Genomic DNA, 19,391 nt, shown 5'->3' on the forward strand with positions numbered 1-19,391 from the left:
TACGCGCCGGTCGACCACCGGCTCCTACGTCGAGGGAGCACGGCCGCGTCGGTGTCGGTCATGGGGACCTGCCCGGTCGACCTGCGGGCCGGACCCGGTCGTCAGGTCCCAGCGTGGCCTGCGGACGGCCGCCGACGCCGGCCCGCGGGTGCGCCGTCGACTCCCCGGCGGTCCGTCGCTCGGGGCTGCCGGGACGGTGCGGTGGGGGTCAGGCGGGGTGCCTGGGGCGCGTCGGCTTTCGTCCGCGACGTCCGGCGGTTTCACTGGACGTGAGCGCGCTGTGTCACAGCGCACCCGACAGAGAAGAGCTCCCGTGCCCCCCAGCAGGACCCTGACCGCCGCTGCCGTCGCCGCCGTGGTCGCCACCGGCATCGGCGTCACCGCCGGTCCCGCGGCCGCCGCGCCCGCCGACTCGCGGGCCACCTACATCGTCACGGTGGCCCCGGGCGCGTCGGCGCCAGCGGTCGCCGCCCGGGCGCGGGCCCTGGACGGGCGGGTGGACCACGTCTACACGGCGGCCCTCAACGGCTTCGCCGTCACGCTCCCGGCCGCGGCGGCCGAGCAGCTCACCCGGCTCCCCGGGGTGGAGGCCGTCGAGGCGGACCAGCCGGTCACGGCCGGCGAGTCGCAGGCCGGGGCGACGTGGGGGCTGGACCGCACCGACCAGCGCGCGCTGCCGCTCAGCGGCGCCTACGGCTACACCGCCACCGGCGCCGGGGTGACCGCCTACGTCATCGACACCGGCATCCGGCTCTCGCACACCGACCTCGTCGGCCGGGCGACGTCGGGGTACGACGCGATCGACGGCGGCAGCGCCGACGACTGCAACGGGCACGGCACCCACGTGGCCGGCACGGTCGGCGGATCGGCGTACGGGATCGCCAAGGGCGTCTCGCTGGTCGCGGTCCGGGTGCTCGACTGCGCGGGCAGCGGCAGCAACGCCGGCGTGATCGCCGGCATCGACTGGGTGACCGCCCAGCACCAGCCCGGCCGGCCGGCGGTGGCGAACATGAGCCTGGGGGGCGCCGCCAGCACCGCGCTGGACAACGCGGTCGCCGCGTCCATCGCCGACGGCGTCACCTACGCCGTGGCCGCCGGCAACGGCAACCAGGCCGGCCGGCCGCAGGACGCCTGCAACTCCTCCCCGGCGCGGGTCCCGACGGCGCTCACCGTCGCCGCCACCGACCGGACCGACGCACCGGCGTCGTTCAGCAACTACGGCAGGTGCGTCGACCTGTTCGCCCCGGGCGTGGGCATCACCAGCGCCTGGTACACCGGTGACACGGCGACCAGCACGATCAGCGGGACGTCGATGGCCACCCCGCACGTGGCCGGCGTGGCCGCGCTGTACCTGCAGGGCAGTCCCGGCGCGTCGCCGGGCACGGTAGGCGCCGCGATCGCGGCCCTCACCACCAAGGACGCGGTGAAGACCACAAAGACCGCGAACAACGACCTGCTGTTCAGCTCCTACTGAGCGACGGGCCCGCGCCGCCCGGGGGACCGTCCCCGGGCGGTGCGGGCCGCGGCGGTCAGACGAGCTCGGCGAGCACCTTCGCCGCGTGGTCGACGGCCGCCCGGTCGACGTCCAGGTGGGTCACCAGCCGGATCCGCCGCGCGCTCACCTGGCCGACCAGCACGCCCTGGGCCCGCGCCGCCTCGGCGACCATCGGTGCCTCGACGTCGTCCACGACCACCATGTTGGTCTCCACCGTCGCCGGGTCGACGCCCAGCCGCTCGGCCAGCAGCCGGGCGTGCTCGTGGTCCTCGGCCAGCCGCTCGACGTGGTGGTCCAGCGCGTACTGCATCGCCGCGGCCAGCACGCCGACCTGGCGCATGCCGCCGCCCAGCCGCTTGCGCCACAGCCGGCCGGCGGCGATCCGCTCGGCGCCGGCCACCAGCACCGAGCCGACCGGGGCCCCCAGCCCCTTGGACAGGCACACGGAGGCGGTGTCGGCGAGCCGGCCGTAGGTGGACAGCGGGACGCCGGAGGCCACGTGCGCGTTGAAGACCCGGGCGCCGTCCAGGTGCACGTTGACCCCCGCGCCGCGGGACCAGTCGTGGAGCTTCTGCAGCTCCGCCAGCGGCTGGACCAGCCCGCCGCCGCGGTTGTGGGTGTTCTCCACCGCGACCGCCGCGGTGGCGGTGAGGTGCCAGTCGCCGTGCGGGCGGACCTGGGCGATCAGCTGGTCGGCCGACAGCCGCCCGCCCTCGGACACGACGGTGCGGCTGGACAGCCCGAACAGCGCGGCCGCGGCTCCCATCTCGTAGGTGAGGACGTGCGCGTCGGCGTCGCCGAGCACCTCCTGGCCCGGCTCGCAGACCAGCCGCAGCCCGATCTGGTTGCCCATGGTCCCCGAGGGGACGAACAGCGCGGCCTCGTGCCCGAACAGCTCGGCGACGCGTTCCTCCAGGGCGTTGACCGTGGGGTCCTCGCGGTAGACGTCGTCGCCGACCTCGGCCTCGGCCATGGCCCGGCGCATCCCGGCCGTCGGCCGGGTCAGGGTGTCCGAGCGGAGGTCGACCGCGCCGGCGCTGTCAGTCGGGCGGTCGGTGTCGATGGCGTACATGAGCTCTCTTTCATCAGCACGGCGGCCCTCCTGCAGGGGCCCGCCGCGAGCGCGCGAGCGGTGGGGGGCAGGGGGGTCCTTCGTTCAGCCCCGCAGCATCTCGGTGACGAGGAAGGCCAGCTCGAGCGACTGCCCGGTGTTCAGCCGCGGGTCGCACGCGGTCTCGTACCGGCTGTTCAGGTCGTCGTCGCTGATCTCCATGGCCCCGCCGAGGCACTCGGTGACGTCCTCACCGGTGAGCTCGACGTGGATGCCACCGGGCCAGGTGCCCAGGCCGCGGTGCACGTCGAAGAAGCCGAGCACCTCGTCGACGACCCGGTCGAAGTGCCGGGTCTTGTAGCCGCTGGGCGACTCGTGGGTGTTGCCGTGCATCGGGTCGCACTGCCACACCACCTGGTGGCCGCTGGCGGTCACCTTCTCCACGATCGCCGGGAGGACGTCGCGGATCTTCCCGTTGCCCATCCGGCTGATCAGCGTCAGCCGCCCGGGGACGCCGTCGGGGTCCAGCCGCTCGACCAGCTCGGTGGCCTGCTCGGGAGTGGTGGTGGGGCCGATCTTGACGCCGATCGGGTTGGCCAGCCTCGAGGCGAACTCGATGTGCGCGCCGTCGAGCTGGCGGGTTCGCTCCCCCACCCAGACAAAGTGGGCGCTGAGCGCGTACGGGCGGCCCTCGTGCACCCGCAGCAGCGCCCGCTCGTAGTCCAGGATGAGCGCCTCGTGGCTGCTGTAGAGCTCCACGCCGCGCAGCGCCGCGTCGTCGACGCCGCAGGCCTTCATGAACGCCAGCGCCCGGTCGATCTCCCGGGCGATCACCTCGTAGCGCACCCCGGCCGGCGAGGTGGCCACGAAGTCCCGGTTCCAGTCGTGCACGGCGTGCAGGTCGGCCAGCCCGCCGCGGGCGTAGGCCCGGATCATGTTCATCGCCGCGGCCGAGTTGGCGTACGCGCGGACCAGCCGGGAGGGATCGGGGACCCGCTCCTCCAGCACCGGGGTCAGCGAGTTGACCATGTCGCCGCGGTAGGAGGGCAGGCCCAGGGCGTCGGTGTTGGACGACCGCGGCTTGGCGTACTGCCCGGCCACCCGGCCGACCTTGACCACCGGCACGCTCGCCCCGTAGGTGAGGACGACGGCCATCTGCAGCAGCGTGCGGGTGGTGGCCTGCAGGTGCGGCTCGGTGTTGAGGTCGAAGGTCTCCGCGCAGTCCCCGCCCTGCAGCAGGAACGCCTTCCCCTGGGCGACGTCGGCCAGCTGCCGGCGCAGGTTGTCCACCTCGGCCGGCGCCACGATCGGCGGCACCGTGGTCAGCGTGGACAGCACCGCGTCCAGCTCGGACCGGTCCGGCCACTCCGGCTGCTGGGCGGCGGGCAGCGACCGCCACCGGTCCAGGTCCGGCACGGGCTCAGCGAGACTCACAGGTCCAGCGTACGGCGTCGGAGGCCCCGTCCCGAGGCTCGCCCCGAGCGCCAGGCCCGGCTGCAGGGCCCCGCCGCGAGCCTGCGAGTGGTGGGGGGCAGTCGGGTCCTTCGAGGGGTCCTTCCTCAGCCGAAGAAGACCTCCACCTCCGCGTAGCGCTCCAGCGGCACCAGCTTCAGCCGCGCGGTCGCCTCGGCCAGCGGCACCCGGACCACGTCGGTCCCGCGCAGGGCCACCATCACCCCCGACGCGCCGTCGTGCACGGCGTCGACCGCGGCCAGCCCGAACCGGGTCGCGAGCACCCGGTCGAACGGCGTCGGGGTCCCCCCGCGCTGGACGTGGCCCAGCACCACCGCGCGCGACTCCCGCCCGGTGCGCTCCTCGATCACCCGGGCCAGGGCCTCGCCGATGCCGCCCAGCCGGACGTGCCCGAACGCGTCCCGCTGCCCGGTGGTGGTGGTCAGCGGCGCGCCGGCCGGGCTGGCCCCCTCGGACACCACCACGATCGGGGAGAAGCCGGAGTCGAAGCGGTGCTGGCAGTGCGCCACCACCGCGTCGGTGTCGAAGGGCCGCTCGGGGACCAGCACGACCGTGGCTCCCCCGGCCATCCCGGCGTGCAGCGCGATCCACCCGGCGTGCCGTCCCATCACCTCCACCACCAGGGTGCGGTGGTGGCTGTCCCCGGTGGTGTGCAGCCGGTCGATGGCCTCGGTGGCCACCCCGACGGCGGTGTCGAAGCCGAAGGTGTAGTCGGTGGCGTCCAGGTCGTTGTCGATGGTCTTCGGGACCCCGACGCAGCGCAGCCCCGCCTCGGACAGCCGGTTGGCCACCCCCAGGGTGTCCTCGCCGCCCACCGGGACCAGTGCGTCGATGCCCAGCCGCCGGCAGTTGTCCAGCACCCGCCGCGGGCCGTCGTCCAGGGCGTACGGGTTGGTCCGCGAGGTGCCCAGCACCGTGCCGCCCCGGGGCAGCAGCCCGCGGACGGCGGCGACGTCCAGCGGCACGGTCTCGCCGTCGAGCACCCCGCGCCAGCCGTCCCGGAAGCCGAGCACCTCGTCGCCGTGCTCGGCGGTGGCCTTGCGCACCACCGCGCGGATGACGGCGTTGAGGCCGGGACAGTCGCCCCCGCCGGTCAGGATGCCGATGCGCATGGCGGCTGCGGGTGCATGGGGCCTCCGGAGGACAGTGACCGGCGAACCGGGTCGACCGGCACATGATGGCCCAACGGACAGGAGTTCAGGGATGACCCGCGTGCTCGCTCTCACCGGGGTGACCGGCGCGCTCGGCGGCCGGGTCGCCGCCAGGCTGGCCGCGACGGCCGCCGACGACGACGTCGTCCTCCGGTTGGTGGTCCGGGACGCCGGCCGCGCCCCGGACCTGCCGGGCGCGGAGGTGGTCGAGGTCCCCGGCGGGTACGCCGACGGCCGGGGGTTCGGCGCCGCGCTGGCCGGTGCGCACACGCTGTTCCTGGTGTCGGCCGCCGAGGCCGAGGACCGGCTGGCCCAGCACCTCACCGCGGTGGACGCGGCGGCGGCCGCCGGGGTCGAGCGCGTGGTCTACACGTCCTTCCTCGGCGCCTCCCCCGACGCGACGTTCACCCTCGCCCGCACCCACGCCGCCACCGAGGAGCGGCTGACCGCGTCCGGGCTCCGGTGGACGGCGCTGCGGCACTCGATGTACGCGGACTTCGTGCCGTTCTTCGCCACCGTGTCCGACGGCGAGGCGGTCATCGCGGCACCCGCCGGGGACGGCGCGGCCAGCTTCGTGGCCCGGGACGACTGCGCCGACGTGGCGGCGGCGGTGCTGCGCGCCGACGACGGCGCCCTGCACGAGGCCTCGCCGCACGACCGGACGCTGGAGGGCCGGACGCTGGACGTCACCGGGCCGGAGGCGCTGACGGTGGCCCGGGCCGCCGCGATACTGGCCGAGGTCTGCGGCCGGCCGGTGACGTACCGCCCGCAGACGGTCGAGGAGGCCTGGGCCACCCGGCGCCCCTCCGGCTCCCCGGACTGGGAGGTGGAGGGCTGGGTGTCCAGCTACACCGCGATCGCCGCCGGGGAGCTGGCCGCGGTGAGCGACGTCGTGCCGACCCTGACCGGCTCCCCGGCGCGGCCGCTGGCCACCGTGCTGCGCGAGCACCCGGAGCTGTGGCAGGGGCTGGTGCGCTGACCCGCCGTCCCGACACGGGTGATCCCGACGAGGTCGGTCAGCCGGCCGGAGCCCTGGACCGCCACGCCGACGCGACGATGTGCCGGCGGGGCCGTCGGCGTCAGCTGCCGGCGGCGCCCATCGCCTGCCAGCGGAGCAGATTGTAGCGGGCGTCGACCAGCGCGTCGTGGGTGCCGCTGGGCTTGGGCGGCAGCTCCGGGCGGCCGACGTCGTCCCAGCGCTGGCGCAGTTCCCGGGTGAAGCGCGGGATCGGCCGCGGCAGCGCCGGCATCGCCCCCCACAGCTGGGCCAGCGCCACGTGGTCGTAGGCGGCGAACCACGCCCACAGCTCGATCTCCCCGCCGGGTGCGGTGAGGAAGGACAGCAGGTCCTCCCGGATCCGCTGCCGGCTGCGCCAGGCCCGGTCCGACGGCGGTGGCAGCTGCTCGAGCACGTTGCGCCGCACCCACGGGATCGCCCGGTCCGGGTCGAACTCGGTGCTGACGGCGTAGAACTCCCGCCCGGTCTCGTCCACCACCCCGATGGAGACCAGGTCGATCGTGGTCCCGTCCTCGATGAACTCGGTGTCGTAGAAGTACCGCCGCACGCTCACCGCACCCACCGTAGGACCCCTCGCCCGGCCGCGACCGCGCCGGGCCGCCGGCCGGCCGGCCCTGCCCGCGCCGGTCAGACCGGGGTGACCGGCGCCTTGTCCGGGGATCCGTGCACCGCGGCGGCCGTGGCCTCCCGGCGCCGGTCCAGCCAGGCCATCACCGGGGTGGCGGTCACCCCGTGCAGCACGACCGACCCCAGTACGACCAGGATGGTCACCGCCCACAGCTCCTCGCGGCCGGGGAAGTCCGCCTCGGTGGTGGCGTAGGCGACGTAGTAGAGCGAGCCGATCCCCCGGACCCCGAAGAACGAGATGACCCCGCGCTCCCGGACGCCGGTCGGCCCGCCGGACAGCGCCAGCCACCCGGTGACCGGGCGGACGACGAGCAGGACCGCGGCGGCGAGCGCGGCCTCCGCCCAGCCCACGTCGGCCAGCGCGCCCCGGGCCACCGCGCCGCCGAGCAGCACCAGCACCAGCACGGTCAGCAGCCGCTCCAGCTGCTCGACGTAGGTGTGCAGCACCTGGTGCTGCCCGTGCGAGCGCTCCCCGGCCCGGATGGTGCAGGCGCAGACGAACACCGCGATGAACCCGTAGCCGGCGGCCAGCTCGGCCACCCCGTAGGCCAGGAAGACCGAGGCCAGCGCCACGAAGCCGCCGGCCCGGTCGGCCAGCCCGGCCCGCCGGGACCCCTCGGAGAAGAACAGCAGCCGCAGCACCCAGCCCACGGCGATGCCGACCGCCACGCCGGCGGCGATCCGCCACACCACGTCGAGCAGCAGCCACTTCCCCAGCCAGTTCGCCGGCGCGGCGCCGACCGTGACCATGGCGATCGCGGCGTAGGTGAAGGGGAAGGCCAGCCCGTCGTTGAGGCCGGCCTCCGACGTCAGCGCGAACCGGGCCTCGTCCTCGCTCTCGACGTCCTCGCTCGGCTCGGCCACCTGCACCTCCGACGCCAGCACCGGGTCGGTCGGGGCGAGCGCGGCGCCCAGCAGGACGGCGGCGGCCACCCCCAGACCGAGCAGCCACCCGCCGAGCAGCGCGGTCACGGCGATGGCCAGCGGCATGGTGATGCCCAGCAGCCGCCACGTCGAGGACCACCGCCGCCACCCCACCGGCCGGTCCAGGGCGAGCCCCGCGCCGAGCAGGGAGACGATGACGCAGACCTCGGTGAGGTGCAGCGCGACGGTCTCGTGCTCAATGGGATCGGGGGTGGGCAGCCCGTCGGCGAGCGCGAAGACCGCGAAGCCGATGGCCACCACGATCATCGGCTCGCTCACCGGCGCGCGGAGCAGCAGCCGCGGCAGCAGGGCGGCCAGCAGCGCGGCGGCGCCGGCGATGGCGTAGGTCAGCCCGGTGGGGTCCACCCGTCAGGCCCGGGGGGCGGGGCGGACGTCGTCGGTGTGCACGGTGCTGTCTGCCCGCGACGGACGCCGCGGACACCTCGGCATCCGGAACCGATCCGTCCACGAGGTGGCGGAGCAGCCGGAGGGCCCCTCGGCGGTCAGCCGGCGAGGGAGCTGGGCAGCCGGTCGGCGGACTCCTGCGGCGGGGGCTGCAGCTGGCCGACGACCTCGACGGCGCTGGCGCCGGTGGCGTCCATCGACTTCTTGACCTTGGCGCCGTACAGGTCGACGTACTCCTGCCCGGACAGGGTCATGATCTCGTACATGATCTCGTCGGTGATCGACCGCTCGACGAACCGGTCGCCGGCCAGCCCCTCGTAGCGGGAGAACTCCAGCGGCTCGCCGAACCGCACGTGCACCCGGAGCAGCCGCCCGCCGAGGTCGCCGACCAGCGGCAGGGAGCGCGGGGTGTACACCATCGCCAGCGGGACGACGGGGACGCCGGTCTCCAGCGCCATCCGCGCCACCCCGGTCTTGCCCCGGAACAGCCGGCCGTCGGGTGACCGGGTGCCCTCGGGGTAGATGCCCAGCAGCTTGCCCTCCCGCAGGATCCGCATGCCGGTGAGGATCGCGGCCTCGGCCGCCGTCCCGCTGCTGCGGTCGATGGGCACCTGGCCGCTGCCGGCGAAGAACAGCCGCTGCAGCGCGCCCTTCACCCCGGTGCCGGTGAAGTACTCGGCCTTGGCCAGGAAGGTCACCCGCCGGCGCACCGCCATCGGCAGGAACACCCAGTCCGCCGCGGACAGGTGGTTGCTCGCCAGGATGGCCGCACCGGTCGCCGGCACGTGCTCCCGGCCCTCGACCTCCGGCCGGTACACGAGCCGCACGAGCGGCCCGACCGCCACGTACTTGAGGAACCAGTAGAACAACACGCCTCCCTCAGGGACTGTCAGACTAGGGAAGTGCGCACGCCCGCGACAATCGCGCCTCCCCTGCCGCACCCCGACGCCGTGGAGGTGCGGTGAGCCAGGCCACTCCGGTGATGCCCGGCGCGGAGCCGTTCGAACTCGGGGACGGACCGGTCGGCGTCCTGTTGTGCCACGGCTTCACCGGGACGCCGCAGAGCATGCGGCCCTGGGGTGAGCACCTGGCCGCGGCCGGGTTCACCGTCCGCTGCCCGCTGCTGCCCGGCCACGGCACCCGCTGGCAGGACGCCAACGGGAGCACCGAGCAGGAGTGGTACGCCGCCGTCTCGGCCGCGCTGGACGACCTCGCCGCCCGGTGCGGCGCGGTCGTGGTCGCGGGCCTGTCGATGGGCGGCACGCTGGCGCTCCGGCTGGCCGAGGAGCGCCCGGACGACGTCGCCGGTCTGGTGCTGGTCAACCCGTCGCTGCTCACCGAGCGCCGCGACGCGAAGCTGCTGCCGCTGATCGCCCGGCTGACCCCCGCCTGGGCGCCGATCGCCAGCGACATCAAGCGGCCGGGCACCGCCGAGCTGGCCTACGACCGGCTGCCCACCCGCGCGGCCCTGGCCCTGCGGCGGCTGTGGGCCACGGTGCGCGCCGACCTCGGCCGGGTGCGGTCGCCGCTGCTGGTCTTCCGCAGCACCGTCGACCACGTGGTCGAGCCGGCCTCGGTCCGGGTGCTGCTGGCCGGGGTGTCCAGCACCGACGTGACCGAGGTGCTGCTCCCGGACAGCTTCCACGTGGCCACCCTGGACAACGACGCCCCGAGGTTGTTCGCCACCTCCGTGGAGTGGATCCGGGCCCGCGTGCCGGCGGCCGCCCCCGCGGCCGAGGCGCCGTGACCCTCCCCCGCCGCGGGCGCGGCCGCCGCGACAACGGCCTGGACGCCACGCTGTGGTCACCGCTGCGCGACGTCGACCCGCGGGTCGGTGAACACCTGCTGGACCTGCTGGCCGCTTCCGGCATCGCCGCCTACCTCGAGCCCGCCGCGGACGTCGGCCCCTACACCCGCACGGTGTTCCTCCCCAGCCCGCCGTCGGACCGGCTGTTCGTGGACCGGACCCGGCGCAGCGAGGCGCGGGTGCTGCTCGCCCAGCACGCCGACTCGCTCCCCGAGCCGGTGGCCACTCCCCCGCCGGCGGGCACCCCGCTGGACGAGGACGCCGAGTTCGCCCGCATCGTGGCCGCCTTCGAGGCCGAGCACGGGCCGACGACCGTCCGGCCGGGCGAGGAGCTGCGCGACGACCCGCCGCCCCCGCCGGCCGAGCCGTCGGTCCTGGACGCCCTCGACGCGCAGGAGCACTTCGAGCCCCCGCCTCCGCCGCCCGTGCCGGTGCTGGCCCCGGCGACGCTCTACTCCCTGTTGCTGGTCGCCGCCGGGCTGCTGCTGATGGTCCGGCCCGGCACGCTCGGCCTCTCCCCCGACCTCGGCTTCGTGCTGGGCGCCGCGGCGGTGCTCGGCGGGGCCGCCGTGCTGGTGTCCCGGATGCGGGACGGCAGCGACGACGGCGACGACGGCGCCGTCGTCTGAGGGGGGAGGGCGTCCTCCACTAGCCTGCGGCGGGTGAGCGCGCTCCCCCACCGCACCGTCGTCACCGTGACCGGACACCTGATGGACACCGGGATCCTCGCCCGGGTGCTCGACGACGTGCTCGAGTACGGCGGCGACTACCGGATCGAGCACCTCGACCTGGGCCGCCAGCACGAGGACGAGTCCCGGGCGCTGGTGGAGATCAGCGCCGACGGGTCCGACCGGCTGGAACGGATCCTGATGCGGGTCCAGGTGCACGGCGCCAACGCCGTCGACCCCGGGACGGCGACCACCCGCCCCGCCCCGGCCGACGGCGTCTTCCCCGAGGACTTCTACTCCACGACCAACCTGGAGACCCTGGTCCGGCTGGACCGGGAGTGGCTGCGGGTGCAGCGGCCGGAGATGGACTGCGGACTGGTCGTGGCCGAGCAGGACGGGACACCGGTCGTCCGCACCGTGCCGGTCAGCGACGTGCGCGCCGGCGACGCGGTGGTCTGCGGCGCCGCCGGCGTGCGGGTGGAGCTGCCGCCGCAGGCCCCGCGCGGGGAGGAGGACGACTTCGGGTTCATGTCCTCGTCGGTGTCCAGCGAGAAGCCGCAGGCGCTGCTGGTCCGGCAGATCGCCGAGCGGATGCGCGAGGTGAAGGCGGCCGGGGGGCGGGTGCTGTGGGTCGGCGGCCCGGCGGTGGTGCACACCGGCGCGGCGCCGGCGATGGTGCGCCTGGTCCGCGCCGGGTACGTCGACGTCCTGTTCGCCGGCAACGCGCTGGCCACGCACGACATCGAGTCCGCGCTGTTCGGCACCTCGCTGGGGGTGGACCTGGCCAAGGGCTCCGGCGTCCCGCACGGGCACGAGCACCACATCCGGGCCATCAACACCATCCGGGCGGCCGGGTCGATCTCCGCGGCCGTGGGCTCCGGCGTGCTGACCGGCGGGGTCATGCACGCGATGGTGCAGGCGGGCAAGCCCTTCGTGCTGGTCGGGTCGGTGCGGGACGACGGCCCGCTGCCGGACGTGTACACCGACGTCATCGAGGGTCAGCGGGCGATGCGCGCCGAGCTCCCCGGGGTCGGCTTCGCGATCATGGTGGCCACGATGCTGCACTCCATCGCCACCGGGAACATCCTGCCGGCGTCGATCCCGCTGGTCTGCGTGGACATCAACCCGGCGACGGTGACCAAGCTGGCCGACCGGGGCAGCGCGCAGGCGATGGGGATCGTCACCGACATCGGCCTCTTCCTCGAGCAGCTGGCCCGCGAGCTGTGCTGACCGTCGGCCTGTCGGCCGACACCGCGACCAGGTGCCCTCCCGGCCGGCACTGAGCCGCTGCCCGTGTCCCGCCCGGGGACCCTCCGGGCCCCGCGGCCGGTCCACCCGCCGTCCGGCGGGTCAGCTGGTGCGCTCGGCGACCGCGCGGCGGACCAGGTCGGCTGCGCCCACCAGGCCGGCCTGGGCGCCCAGCTGGGCGGCGACCACCCGCGGGCCCGGCCGGAAGCCGCGGCCGGGCAGCGCCCGCTCCAGCCGCTCCCGGGCCGGGGCGAGCACCATCTCGCCGAGCACGCTCAGCCCGCCACCGATGACGACCACCTCCGGGTCCAGGACGGCGGACAGGTCGGCGATGCCCTGGCCCAGCCACGCGCCCACGTCGCCCAGCAGCTCGTTGGCCAGCGGGTCGCCGGCGCGGGCCGCGGTGGCGACCACCTCGCCGGTGATCCGGTCGGGGTCCCCGCCCACCCGCTCGAGCAGGTCGGCCGCGGCCGCCGGGGAGGAGCGGGCCACCTCCTGGCCCGTGTGCCCGAGCGCCCTGCCGCTGGCGTACTGCTCCCAGCAGCCGCGGTTGCCGCAGGCGCACAGCCGGCCGTCGGGGACGACCCGCATGTGCCCCCACTCCCCGGCCACGCCGTGGGCGCCGCGCTGCAGCCGGCCGTCCAGCACGATGCCGCCGCCGATCCCGGTGCCGAGCGTGATCAGCAGCGTCAGGTCGCTGCCGCGGGCGGCGCCGTAGCGGTACTCCGCCCAGGCAGCGGCGTCGGCGTCGTTGCCCACCCACATCGGGCGCTGCAGCCGGTCGCCGAGGTCCTTGCGCAGTGGCTGGTTGCGCCAGGCCAGGTGCGGGCTGAACAGCACCGTGTCGCCGGTGCGGTCGAACCAGCCGGCCGCCCCGACCCCGACGCCCACCAGCGGCTCGCCGTACCGGGCGGCGAGCTCGTCCACCACCGCGACGATGGCGTCCTCGGTGGCCTCCACCGATCGTCCCGGCGTCGCCCGGCGGGCGGTGTCGAGGACGGTGCCGTCGGGCGCGACGACGCCGCCGGCCACCTTGGTGCCGCCGATGTCGATGCCCAGCGCGGCCAGGGCGACGGCCCCGGCGCCGGCGACCGGCGGGGTCGGCGAGCCGCTCATGCCACGTCGATCCGCTGCACGGGGGCCGGCGGCGGGCCCTCCACGGCGACCGGGCCGGCCGCCGGACCCGTGTCCTCCTCCGCGGGCGCGCTCCCCTCGGGGGCGGGGGCCGCGGCGGCGGTGGTCGAGGCAGCGTGCGTGCGCAGGGCGTCGGCCGCCGCGGTCAGCACGTCGGCGAGCCCCTCCACCAGGTCGGGACGACGGCCGCGCAGTGCGGCCAGGCCGGCGCAGACCGGGCACCACCGGCAGTCCGCGGCATGGTCCGCGGCAGCGCCCGCAGCTCCCCCGTCGGGCCCGGAGGCTGCGCCCTCGGGGCGGGCGACCCCGCTGAGCGCGTCGGCCAGGCCGGAGCCCACCACGAACCGGCGGGCCTGCTCGACCCAGTCGGGTCCCGGGCCGGTCATGCGGCGCTCCCCTCGGCCTGCAGCAGCCCGGCCGGCCACAGCGCCGGGTCGGGGACGAAGCGGACGTCCAGGGTGGCCGCGGCGGTGCCGGGCCGGCTCAGCGCGCCCCCGGCGACGGTGCAGCGGCGCAGCAGCGGGTCCAGCGGCACCGAGCGGCGCTGCCCGGCGGCGGTCACCACCAGGTCGTCGGACCACCGGGTCAGCTCGACCTCGCCGCGCGCGGCGAACGGCAGCGGGACCGACAGCAGCCACTCGCCGCCGTCCCGCCGCGGCGCGGGGGGCACGAGCGCCGGGGCGGCGACCGCGGGCACGGCGGCGTCCAGCGCGCGCAGCGCGGCCAGGTCGGCCGGCGGCACGGCCGCCTCCGCGACCTCCCGGACCTCGGCCGTGGACCCGACCAGCTGCCGCAGCTCGGCCACCGCCGCGCGCTGCAGGGTCGTGCGTCGCCGGGCCCACTCCCCGGCACCGTCGGGCAGCACCCGGCCGACGGTCAGCGAGGCCACCTGCTGCCCCAGCACGGCCAGCCCCGTGGCGGTCGCGCGGAGGTCGCTCGCGGCGCCGGGCTCGGGGCGCAGCACCACGTGCACCGCCGTCCGCTCCGGGTCGGTCAGCGGCACCCGGTCCAGCAGGTCCTCGACGGCGCCGATCGCGGCCAGCGCCGCCGACACCCCTCCGGGCCGCCCGGGGACGACGGCGGCGCGCAGGGTGGCCAGCACCCGCACCCTCGGGGGCGCGACCTGCGCCAGCCACCAGCGCAGCGCCCCGGGCAGGGACAGCAGGGCCGACGCCGCGGCGAGCGGACCGGCGTCGAGCACCACGGCGTCGGTCGCGCCCGACGCGGCGTGCCCGGCCAGCGCGGCCAGCAGGCCGAACTCGGGAACGCCGGGCACGGCGACCACCGAGCTGGCCGGCGGGACGGTGAGCACCGGCAGCAGCCCGGTCAGCGCGTCGGCGTGCCGGCCCCACACCTGCTCGACCGCCCGCTGCGGCTCCACCGCGTCCACCCGGACGGCCGCGTCCAGCCCGGCGACCGCCGGCCGCCGGGTGGTGAGCAGCACGCAGCGGGCACCGGCGTCGGCCAGCCGCAGGGCGGTGGCGGCGGCCACCGTGGAGGAGCCGGCGCCCCCGGGCCCGGTGACGAGGAGGATCTGCACGATCAGCCCTCGACGCGCTTCTTGAGCTCCCTGAGGGCGGTGTCGAGGATGACCTTCTCCGCCCTGCGCTTGATGAGCCCGAGCATCGGGATCGCCAGGTCGATGGTGATCGCGTAGGTGACCTCGGTCGACCCGCCGAGGTCGCGCAGCACGTAGGAGCCCTCCTGGCTCTTCTGCATCTGGCCCTGGACCAGCGTCCAGCTGACCCGCCTGTCGCCGTCCCAGGTGTACTCCAGGACGTAGTCGTCCTTGACCGCCGCCTGCTCGATGACGAAGTGCACGCGGCGGGCCCGCCCGTCGGGGCCGGACTCCAGCACCTCGACCGTCCGGGCCGCCGCGACCCACTGCGGATAGGCCGGGAAGTCGGCGATCACGGCCATCACCTCGGCCGCGGGCGCGTCGACGACGATCGACTGGGTGGACTGGTCGGCCATGGGCGGCAGGGTAGTCGCTGAGCCGGGGGGCTCCCGCCGCTGCGCGGGGCGGGGGCCCCCGACAGGGGGACGTCGCCTCCTCACCGCCCACCGGCGGGGTTAGATTCGGCCGCGGACCCCGCGCCCGGGGCTGGAGGGCGACGGCGCCCCCGGTCGGGCAGGACAGAGAGGACCGGCGTGCGCGAGCTGAGCGTTCCCCCCACGGCGACCGTGGGAGCCGACGAGGCCCTGACCGACATGGTCACCCGCAACGCGGCCGAGCACCCGGGAGACGTGGGGCTGAGGGTCCAGCGCGACGGCCGCTGGACCGACGTGACCCACGCCGAGTTCGCGGCAGAGGTCGCCGGGGTCGCCAAGGGACTGGTCGCCGGCGGGGTGCAGGCCGGTGACCGGGTCGCCCTGCTGGCCACCACGCGGTACGAGTGGACCGTCCTGGACTTCGCCATCTGGACCGCCGGCGCCGTCGTCGTCCCGGTGTACGAGACCTCGAGCCCGGACCAGATCGCCTGGATCCTCGCCGACTCGGGCGCCCGCGCGATCATCGTGGAGCGCCCCGAGCACGCGGCGTCGGTGGACGCCGTCCGCGACCAGGCGCCCGAGCTCCGGTCGGTGTGGACGATCGAGGACGGCGCCCTGGAGTCGCTGACCACCGCGGGGGCCGAGGTCCCCGACAGCGAGCTGGCCGCGCGCCGGGCGACGCTGTCCGCCGACAGCCTGGCCACGCTGATCTACACCAGCGGCACCACGGGCCGGCCCAAGGGCTGCGAGCTCACCCACGCCAACTTCCTGTTCGAGATCCGCAACGGGATGGGCCTGCTGACCCGGTTCATGAACGCCGAGGGCTCACTGCTGCTGTTCATCCCGCTGGCCCACGTGCTGGCCCGGGTGATGCAGGTCGGCGCCATCTACACGCGCACCGTCATCGGCCACACCGCCGACATCAAGGACCTGGTCACCGACCTCGGTCGCTTCCAGCCCACGTTCGTGCTCGCCGTCCCCCGGGTGTTCGAGAAGGTCTACAACGGCGCCAAGGTCAAGGCCGAGGGCGACGGCAAGGGGAAGGTCTTCGACCGGGCCGCGCAGGTCGCCGTCGACTGGTCCCGCGCGCAGGACGACGGCGGTCCGGGGATCGGGCTGCGGCTGCAGCACGCGCTGTTCGACCGGCTGGTCTACGGCAAGCTGCGCGCGGCCCTGGGCGGGCGCTGTGCCGGCGCCATCTCCGGCGGGGCCCCGCTGGGCGAGCGGCTGGGCCACTTCTTCCGCGGCATCGGCGTCACCGTCTTCGAGGGCTACGGCCTGACCGAGACCACCGCTGCCGCCGCGGTCAACCACGACGCGGCGCTGCGGATCGGCACGGTCGGTCGCCCGCTGCCCGGCGTGGACACCGCGATCGCCGACGACGGCGAGGTGCTGCTGCGCGGCGGGATCGTGATGCGCGGCTACTGGCACAACGAGCAGGCCACCCGCGAGGCGATCGACGAGCACGGCTGGTTCCACACCGGCGACCTCGGCGAGCTCGACCCGCAGGGCTTCCTGCGGATCACCGGCCGCAAGAAGGAGATCCTGGTGACGGCCGCGGGCAAGAACGTCGCCCCGGCCGTGCTCGAGGACCGGCTGCGCGCCCACAAGCTGGTCAGCCAGTGCATGGTCGTCGGCGACCAGCGGCCGTTCATCGCCGCGCTGGTCACCCTGGACGCCGACGCGCTGCCCGCCTGGCTGCGCTCCAAGGGCAGGGACGAGTCGCTGACCGCCGAGCAGCTGCGGGAGGACCCGGAGCTGCTGGCCGAGCTCGACGGCGCGGTGGCCGAGGCGAACAAGGCCGTCTCGCACGCCGAGGCGATCAAGAAGATCCGCGTGCTCGCCGTCGACTTCACCGAGGCGAACGGCACCCTCACGCCCAGCCTGAAGCTCAAGCGGGCCGTGGTGATGAAGGAGTACGGCGACGAGGTCGAGGCCCTCTACGGCGGCTAGCCCGCCGGGCGCAGGAGGCGGTCGAACGACTGGGCGATCGTCGCCCAGGACCAGCGTTCCTCGACCCACCGGCGGCCCGCCGCGCCCATCGCCCGGGCGCGGGCCGGGTCGTCGAGCAGCCCGGTGAGCACGTCGGCCACGGCGTCCGGGGAGCGCGGGTCGACCACGTGCCCGGTCACCCCCTCGCGCACCGTCTCCGGCGCCCCGCCGGAGGTGCCGGCCAGCACCGGCTTCCCGCAGGCGGCGGCCTCCAGGTAGACCATGCCGAGCCCCTCGACGTCCAGGCCGCCCCGCCGGGTGCGGCAGGGCATGGCGAACACGTCGCCGGCCGCGTAGTGCGCCGGCAGCTCCGCCGCCGGGACCCCGCCGGTGAGGACGACGGAGTGCTGGAGTCCCCGGGCGGCGACCGCCTTCCGCAGGAACGCCTCGGCCGGCCCGCCGCCGACCAGCAGCAGCCGGGCGCCGGGGTGCCGGGCGAGCACCCGCGGCCAGCCGGCGACCAGGACGTCCTGTCCCTTGCGCGGCACCAGCCGGGAGACGCAGGCGACCACCGGCGCGTCGCCCAGCCCGTACCGCTCCCGGACGGCGGTCCCGTCGGCGTGCGGAGTGAAGGCCTCGACGTCCACCCCCGGGGAGAGCTGGGCCATCGTCACCCGGTCGGCCAGCGTCGGGGCCAGCCTCTCGTGCGTGTACTCGCTGATGTAGGTCAGCACGTCCAGGCCCGCGGCGATGCGGCGCATCACCGACCGGGCGCCGGGCAGCGCCACCCAGCCGGTCTCGTGCCCGTGGGTGGCGCCCACCAGGTGCTCGACCCCGGCCCGGCGCAGGCCCGGCGCGAGCAGCCCCAGCGGGGCGGCGGCGCCGAAGAACGCCGTCCGGCAGCCGTGCTCGCGGGCCAGCGCGGCGGCGGTGCGGGCCGCCGCCGGGGTGGGCAGCAGCATGCCGGTGGGCGCGCGCACCACCGGGTAGGGCAGCGCCGCGTCGTACGCGGCCGCTCCGGGGTGGTCGGAGGCGAGCACCACCAGCGAGTCCGGCGGCCGGCGGGCGAGCAGCGCGGCGACGAAGGTCTGGATGCCGCCCTGCCGGGGCGGGAAGTCGTTGGTGACCACCAGCGTGCGGTTCACCGGTCGTCGGCCCGGGCCCAGTCGGAGGCGAAGGCGATGCGCTGCGCGGTGGTCGGATGCGTGCCGAAGTACCACTGCCACAGCGCGGGCGGGTCGGGGTCGGACAGGTTGGCCACGCCCAGCGCGCGCTGCACGTCGGCGAAGGCCTGCGGGTCCCGGGTGAGGTCGAGGGCGTGCAGGTCGGCGCGCGCCTCCACCCGCCGGGAGACGCCGTCCTGCACCGGGGTGGACAGCACGGTGCCCGCCGCGACGAGGAAGAGCAGCAGGCCGACCACCCGGGGGTCGCCGGCGGAGTCGGCACCGGCCCGGCGCAGCAGCGGCGGCCAGCCGAGCAGCCAGCCCAGCAGCGCCACCCCGGCCGCCGAGCCCAGGGCGCCGACCAGGGTGCCGGTGAGCACGTCGTCGCCTGCCACGTGCCCGAGCTCGTGGGCGACGATCGACTCGACCTGGTCGTCGGGCAGCCGGTCCAGCAGCGTGTCGTAGACGACGATCCGCCGTGAGGAGCCGAACCCGGACACGTAGGCGTTGAGCCGGGTGGTCCGCCGGCTGGCGTCGGCGACCAGGACGTCGTCCACCGGGGTGCCGCTGCGCTCGGCGAGGGCGAGCAGCTCGGTGCGCAGCGGACCGGGCGGCATCGGCTCGAAGCGGTTGAAGGCCGGCTCGACCAGCAGCGGGTACAGGAACGACCCGGCCACCACGAGCGCCGCCACCCCGCCCGCCGCCCATGCCCACCAGGACCGGGGCGCCCGCCGGGCGAGCGCCACCAGGGCCAGCACGACGAGGGCGGTCACCCCCGCGGAGATGGCGGTGGAGGTGGCCACGTCCCGCGCCCACAGCCCCCAGCTGCGCGTGGACAGCCCGTAGCGGTGCCGGACCACCTCCCCGTAGGCCGCCAGCGGCAGCGTGGCCAGCCGCCCGATCAGCACTAGCGCGACCGCGCCGAGCAGCGCCTGCCAGGCCCATCCGCCGCCCAGCGGCCGGGCCACCGCGCGGGTGACCGCCGCGCCGGCGCGGGTCAGTCCGAGGAGGGCCGAGACGACCAGCCCCAGCAGCAGCGAGACCAGCGACGCCGGGCGCAGCGCCGCCGCGAAGGACTGCGCCCGGGCCACCTCGGCCGGGGAGAAGGTGGCCGACGGGTCCACCGGCGTCCGGCCGCCGGGCGGGGTGGGGATGAGCTCCCCGGGCGTCACCACGACGATGACCACGAGGACCGCGGCGCCGAGCAGGGACGCCACCAGGAGGGCGAGGCGTCGGGCGCTCACGCGGGCGAGCTTAGGCCGACCGGCTGGCGGTTCCCTGGGCAGACCCGGACGAGAACGGG

Annotated in this window: 18 protein-coding genes; 6 read left to right on the plus strand and 12 right to left on the minus strand. The window is 76.0% G+C overall.

The features are described from left to right. The first annotated feature begins 313 nt into the window (after positions 1-313). Positions 314-1,474 (plus strand): S8 family peptidase, encoded by a 1,161-nt coding sequence (locus ACWIX6_RS14730; protein ID WP_448613180.1) that lies wholly within the window; start codon positions 314-316, stop codon positions 1,472-1,474. A 55-nt stretch (positions 1,475-1,529) separates the two neighbouring features. Here the strand turns inward: ACWIX6_RS14730 and ACWIX6_RS14735 are convergent, their stop codons facing one another. The 3 genes from ACWIX6_RS14735 to ACWIX6_RS14745 all read right to left on the minus strand — a co-directional run bounded on the left by ACWIX6_RS14735 (position 1,530) and on the right by ACWIX6_RS14745 (position 5,131). Continuing rightward, positions 1,530-2,567, minus strand: coding sequence for a threonine aldolase family protein (locus ACWIX6_RS14735; RefSeq protein WP_448613181.1), 1,038 nt, complete (start codon positions 2,565-2,567; stop codon positions 1,530-1,532). A gap of 84 nt (positions 2,568-2,651) precedes the next feature. Further along, positions 2,652-3,980, minus strand: coding sequence for a class II 3-deoxy-7-phosphoheptulonate synthase (locus ACWIX6_RS14740; protein WP_448613182.1), 1,329 nt, complete (start codon positions 3,978-3,980; stop codon positions 2,652-2,654). 125 nt (positions 3,981-4,105) lie between these two features. Continuing rightward, positions 4,106-5,131 (minus strand): ATP-dependent 6-phosphofructokinase, encoded by a 1,026-nt coding sequence (locus tag ACWIX6_RS14745; RefSeq protein ID WP_448613183.1) that lies wholly within the window; start codon positions 5,129-5,131, stop codon positions 4,106-4,108. A gap of 91 nt (positions 5,132-5,222) precedes the next feature. On the opposite strand from ACWIX6_RS14745, the gene ACWIX6_RS14750 reads away from it, so the two are divergent. Further along, entirely contained in the window at positions 5,223-6,149 is a 927-nt protein-coding gene (locus ACWIX6_RS14750) for an NAD(P)H-binding protein (protein ID WP_448613184.1), read from the plus strand. A 100-nt stretch (positions 6,150-6,249) separates the two neighbouring features. Here ACWIX6_RS14750 and ACWIX6_RS14755 read toward each other — a convergent pair whose 3' ends face one another. From ACWIX6_RS14755 to ACWIX6_RS14765, 3 genes are all read right to left on the minus strand, one after another. After that, positions 6,250-6,741: a polyadenylate-specific 3'-exoribonuclease AS gene (locus tag ACWIX6_RS14755; protein WP_448613185.1), complete on the minus strand. Its 492-nt coding sequence runs from the start codon at positions 6,739-6,741 to the stop codon at positions 6,250-6,252. A gap of 74 nt (positions 6,742-6,815) precedes the next feature. Then, positions 6,816-8,105, minus strand: a complete 1,290-nt coding sequence (locus ACWIX6_RS14760; protein WP_448613186.1) for a cation:proton antiporter — start codon at positions 8,103-8,105, stop codon at positions 6,816-6,818. Positions 8,106-8,242: 137 nt separating this feature from the next. Next, entirely contained in the window at positions 8,243-9,016 is a 774-nt protein-coding gene (locus tag ACWIX6_RS14765; RefSeq protein ID WP_448613187.1) for a lysophospholipid acyltransferase family protein, read from the minus strand. Positions 9,017-9,105: 89 nt separating this feature from the next. Between ACWIX6_RS14765 and ACWIX6_RS14770 the strand changes: the two genes are divergently transcribed. From ACWIX6_RS14770 to ACWIX6_RS14780, 3 genes are read left to right on the plus strand one after another with little or no spacing between them, the layout of a single operon-like run. After that, complete coding sequence (locus ACWIX6_RS14770) at positions 9,106-9,891, plus strand: alpha/beta hydrolase (protein WP_448613188.1); 786 nt, start codon at positions 9,106-9,108, stop codon at positions 9,889-9,891. Beyond that, entirely contained in the window at positions 9,888-10,580 is a 693-nt protein-coding gene (locus tag ACWIX6_RS14775; protein WP_448613189.1) for a hypothetical protein, read from the plus strand. Before ACWIX6_RS14770 ends, ACWIX6_RS14775 begins: the two co-directional genes overlap by 4 nt. Positions 10,581-10,613: 33 nt before the next feature. Continuing rightward, a complete protein-coding gene (locus ACWIX6_RS14780; protein WP_448613190.1) occupies positions 10,614-11,849 on the plus strand; it encodes an ornithine cyclodeaminase in 1,236 nt (411 codons plus the stop codon). A 120-nt stretch (positions 11,850-11,969) separates the two neighbouring features. Here the strand turns inward: ACWIX6_RS14780 and ACWIX6_RS14785 are convergent, their stop codons facing one another. The 4 genes from ACWIX6_RS14785 to ACWIX6_RS14800 are packed head-to-tail and all read right to left on the minus strand — an operon-like array spanning position 11,970 to position 14,975. Then, entirely contained in the window at positions 11,970-12,983 is a 1,014-nt protein-coding gene (locus tag ACWIX6_RS14785; protein ID WP_448613191.1) for an ROK family glucokinase, read from the minus strand. Beyond that, positions 12,980-13,387: a hypothetical protein gene (locus ACWIX6_RS14790; RefSeq protein WP_448613192.1), complete on the minus strand. Its 408-nt coding sequence runs from the start codon at positions 13,385-13,387 to the stop codon at positions 12,980-12,982. The genes ACWIX6_RS14785 and ACWIX6_RS14790 overlap by 4 nt, the downstream gene beginning before the upstream one ends. Beyond that, positions 13,384-14,541: an ArsA family ATPase gene (locus ACWIX6_RS14795; RefSeq protein WP_448613193.1), complete on the minus strand. Its 1,158-nt coding sequence runs from the start codon at positions 14,539-14,541 to the stop codon at positions 13,384-13,386. Before ACWIX6_RS14795 ends, ACWIX6_RS14790 begins: the two co-directional genes overlap by 4 nt. Before the next feature lie 2 nt (positions 14,542-14,543). After that, the gene (locus tag ACWIX6_RS14800) at positions 14,544-14,975 is read right to left on the minus strand and encodes an SRPBCC family protein (protein ID WP_448613194.1); all 432 of its coding nucleotides are present in this window, start codon (positions 14,973-14,975) and stop codon (positions 14,544-14,546) included. Between the two features lie 177 nt (positions 14,976-15,152). Between ACWIX6_RS14800 and ACWIX6_RS14805 the strand changes: the two genes are divergently transcribed. Further along, a complete protein-coding gene (locus ACWIX6_RS14805) occupies positions 15,153-16,946 on the plus strand; it encodes an AMP-dependent synthetase/ligase (protein ID WP_448613195.1) in 1,794 nt (597 codons plus the stop codon). Here the strand turns inward: ACWIX6_RS14805 and ACWIX6_RS14810 are convergent. After that, positions 16,943-18,070: a glycosyltransferase family 4 protein gene (locus ACWIX6_RS14810; protein ID WP_448613196.1), complete on the minus strand. Its 1,128-nt coding sequence runs from the start codon at positions 18,068-18,070 to the stop codon at positions 16,943-16,945. The two genes, ACWIX6_RS14805 and ACWIX6_RS14810, sit on opposite strands and share 4 nt — an antisense overlap. Next, on the minus strand, positions 18,067-19,332 hold the full coding sequence (locus tag ACWIX6_RS14815; RefSeq protein WP_448613197.1) for a M48 family metallopeptidase: 1,266 nt from the start codon (positions 19,330-19,332) through the stop codon (positions 18,067-18,069). Before ACWIX6_RS14815 ends, ACWIX6_RS14810 begins: the two co-directional genes overlap by 4 nt. Positions 19,333-19,391: the final 59 nt, after the last annotated feature.

It is taken from the genome of Modestobacter sp. URMC 112 (genome assembly GCF_053502575.1).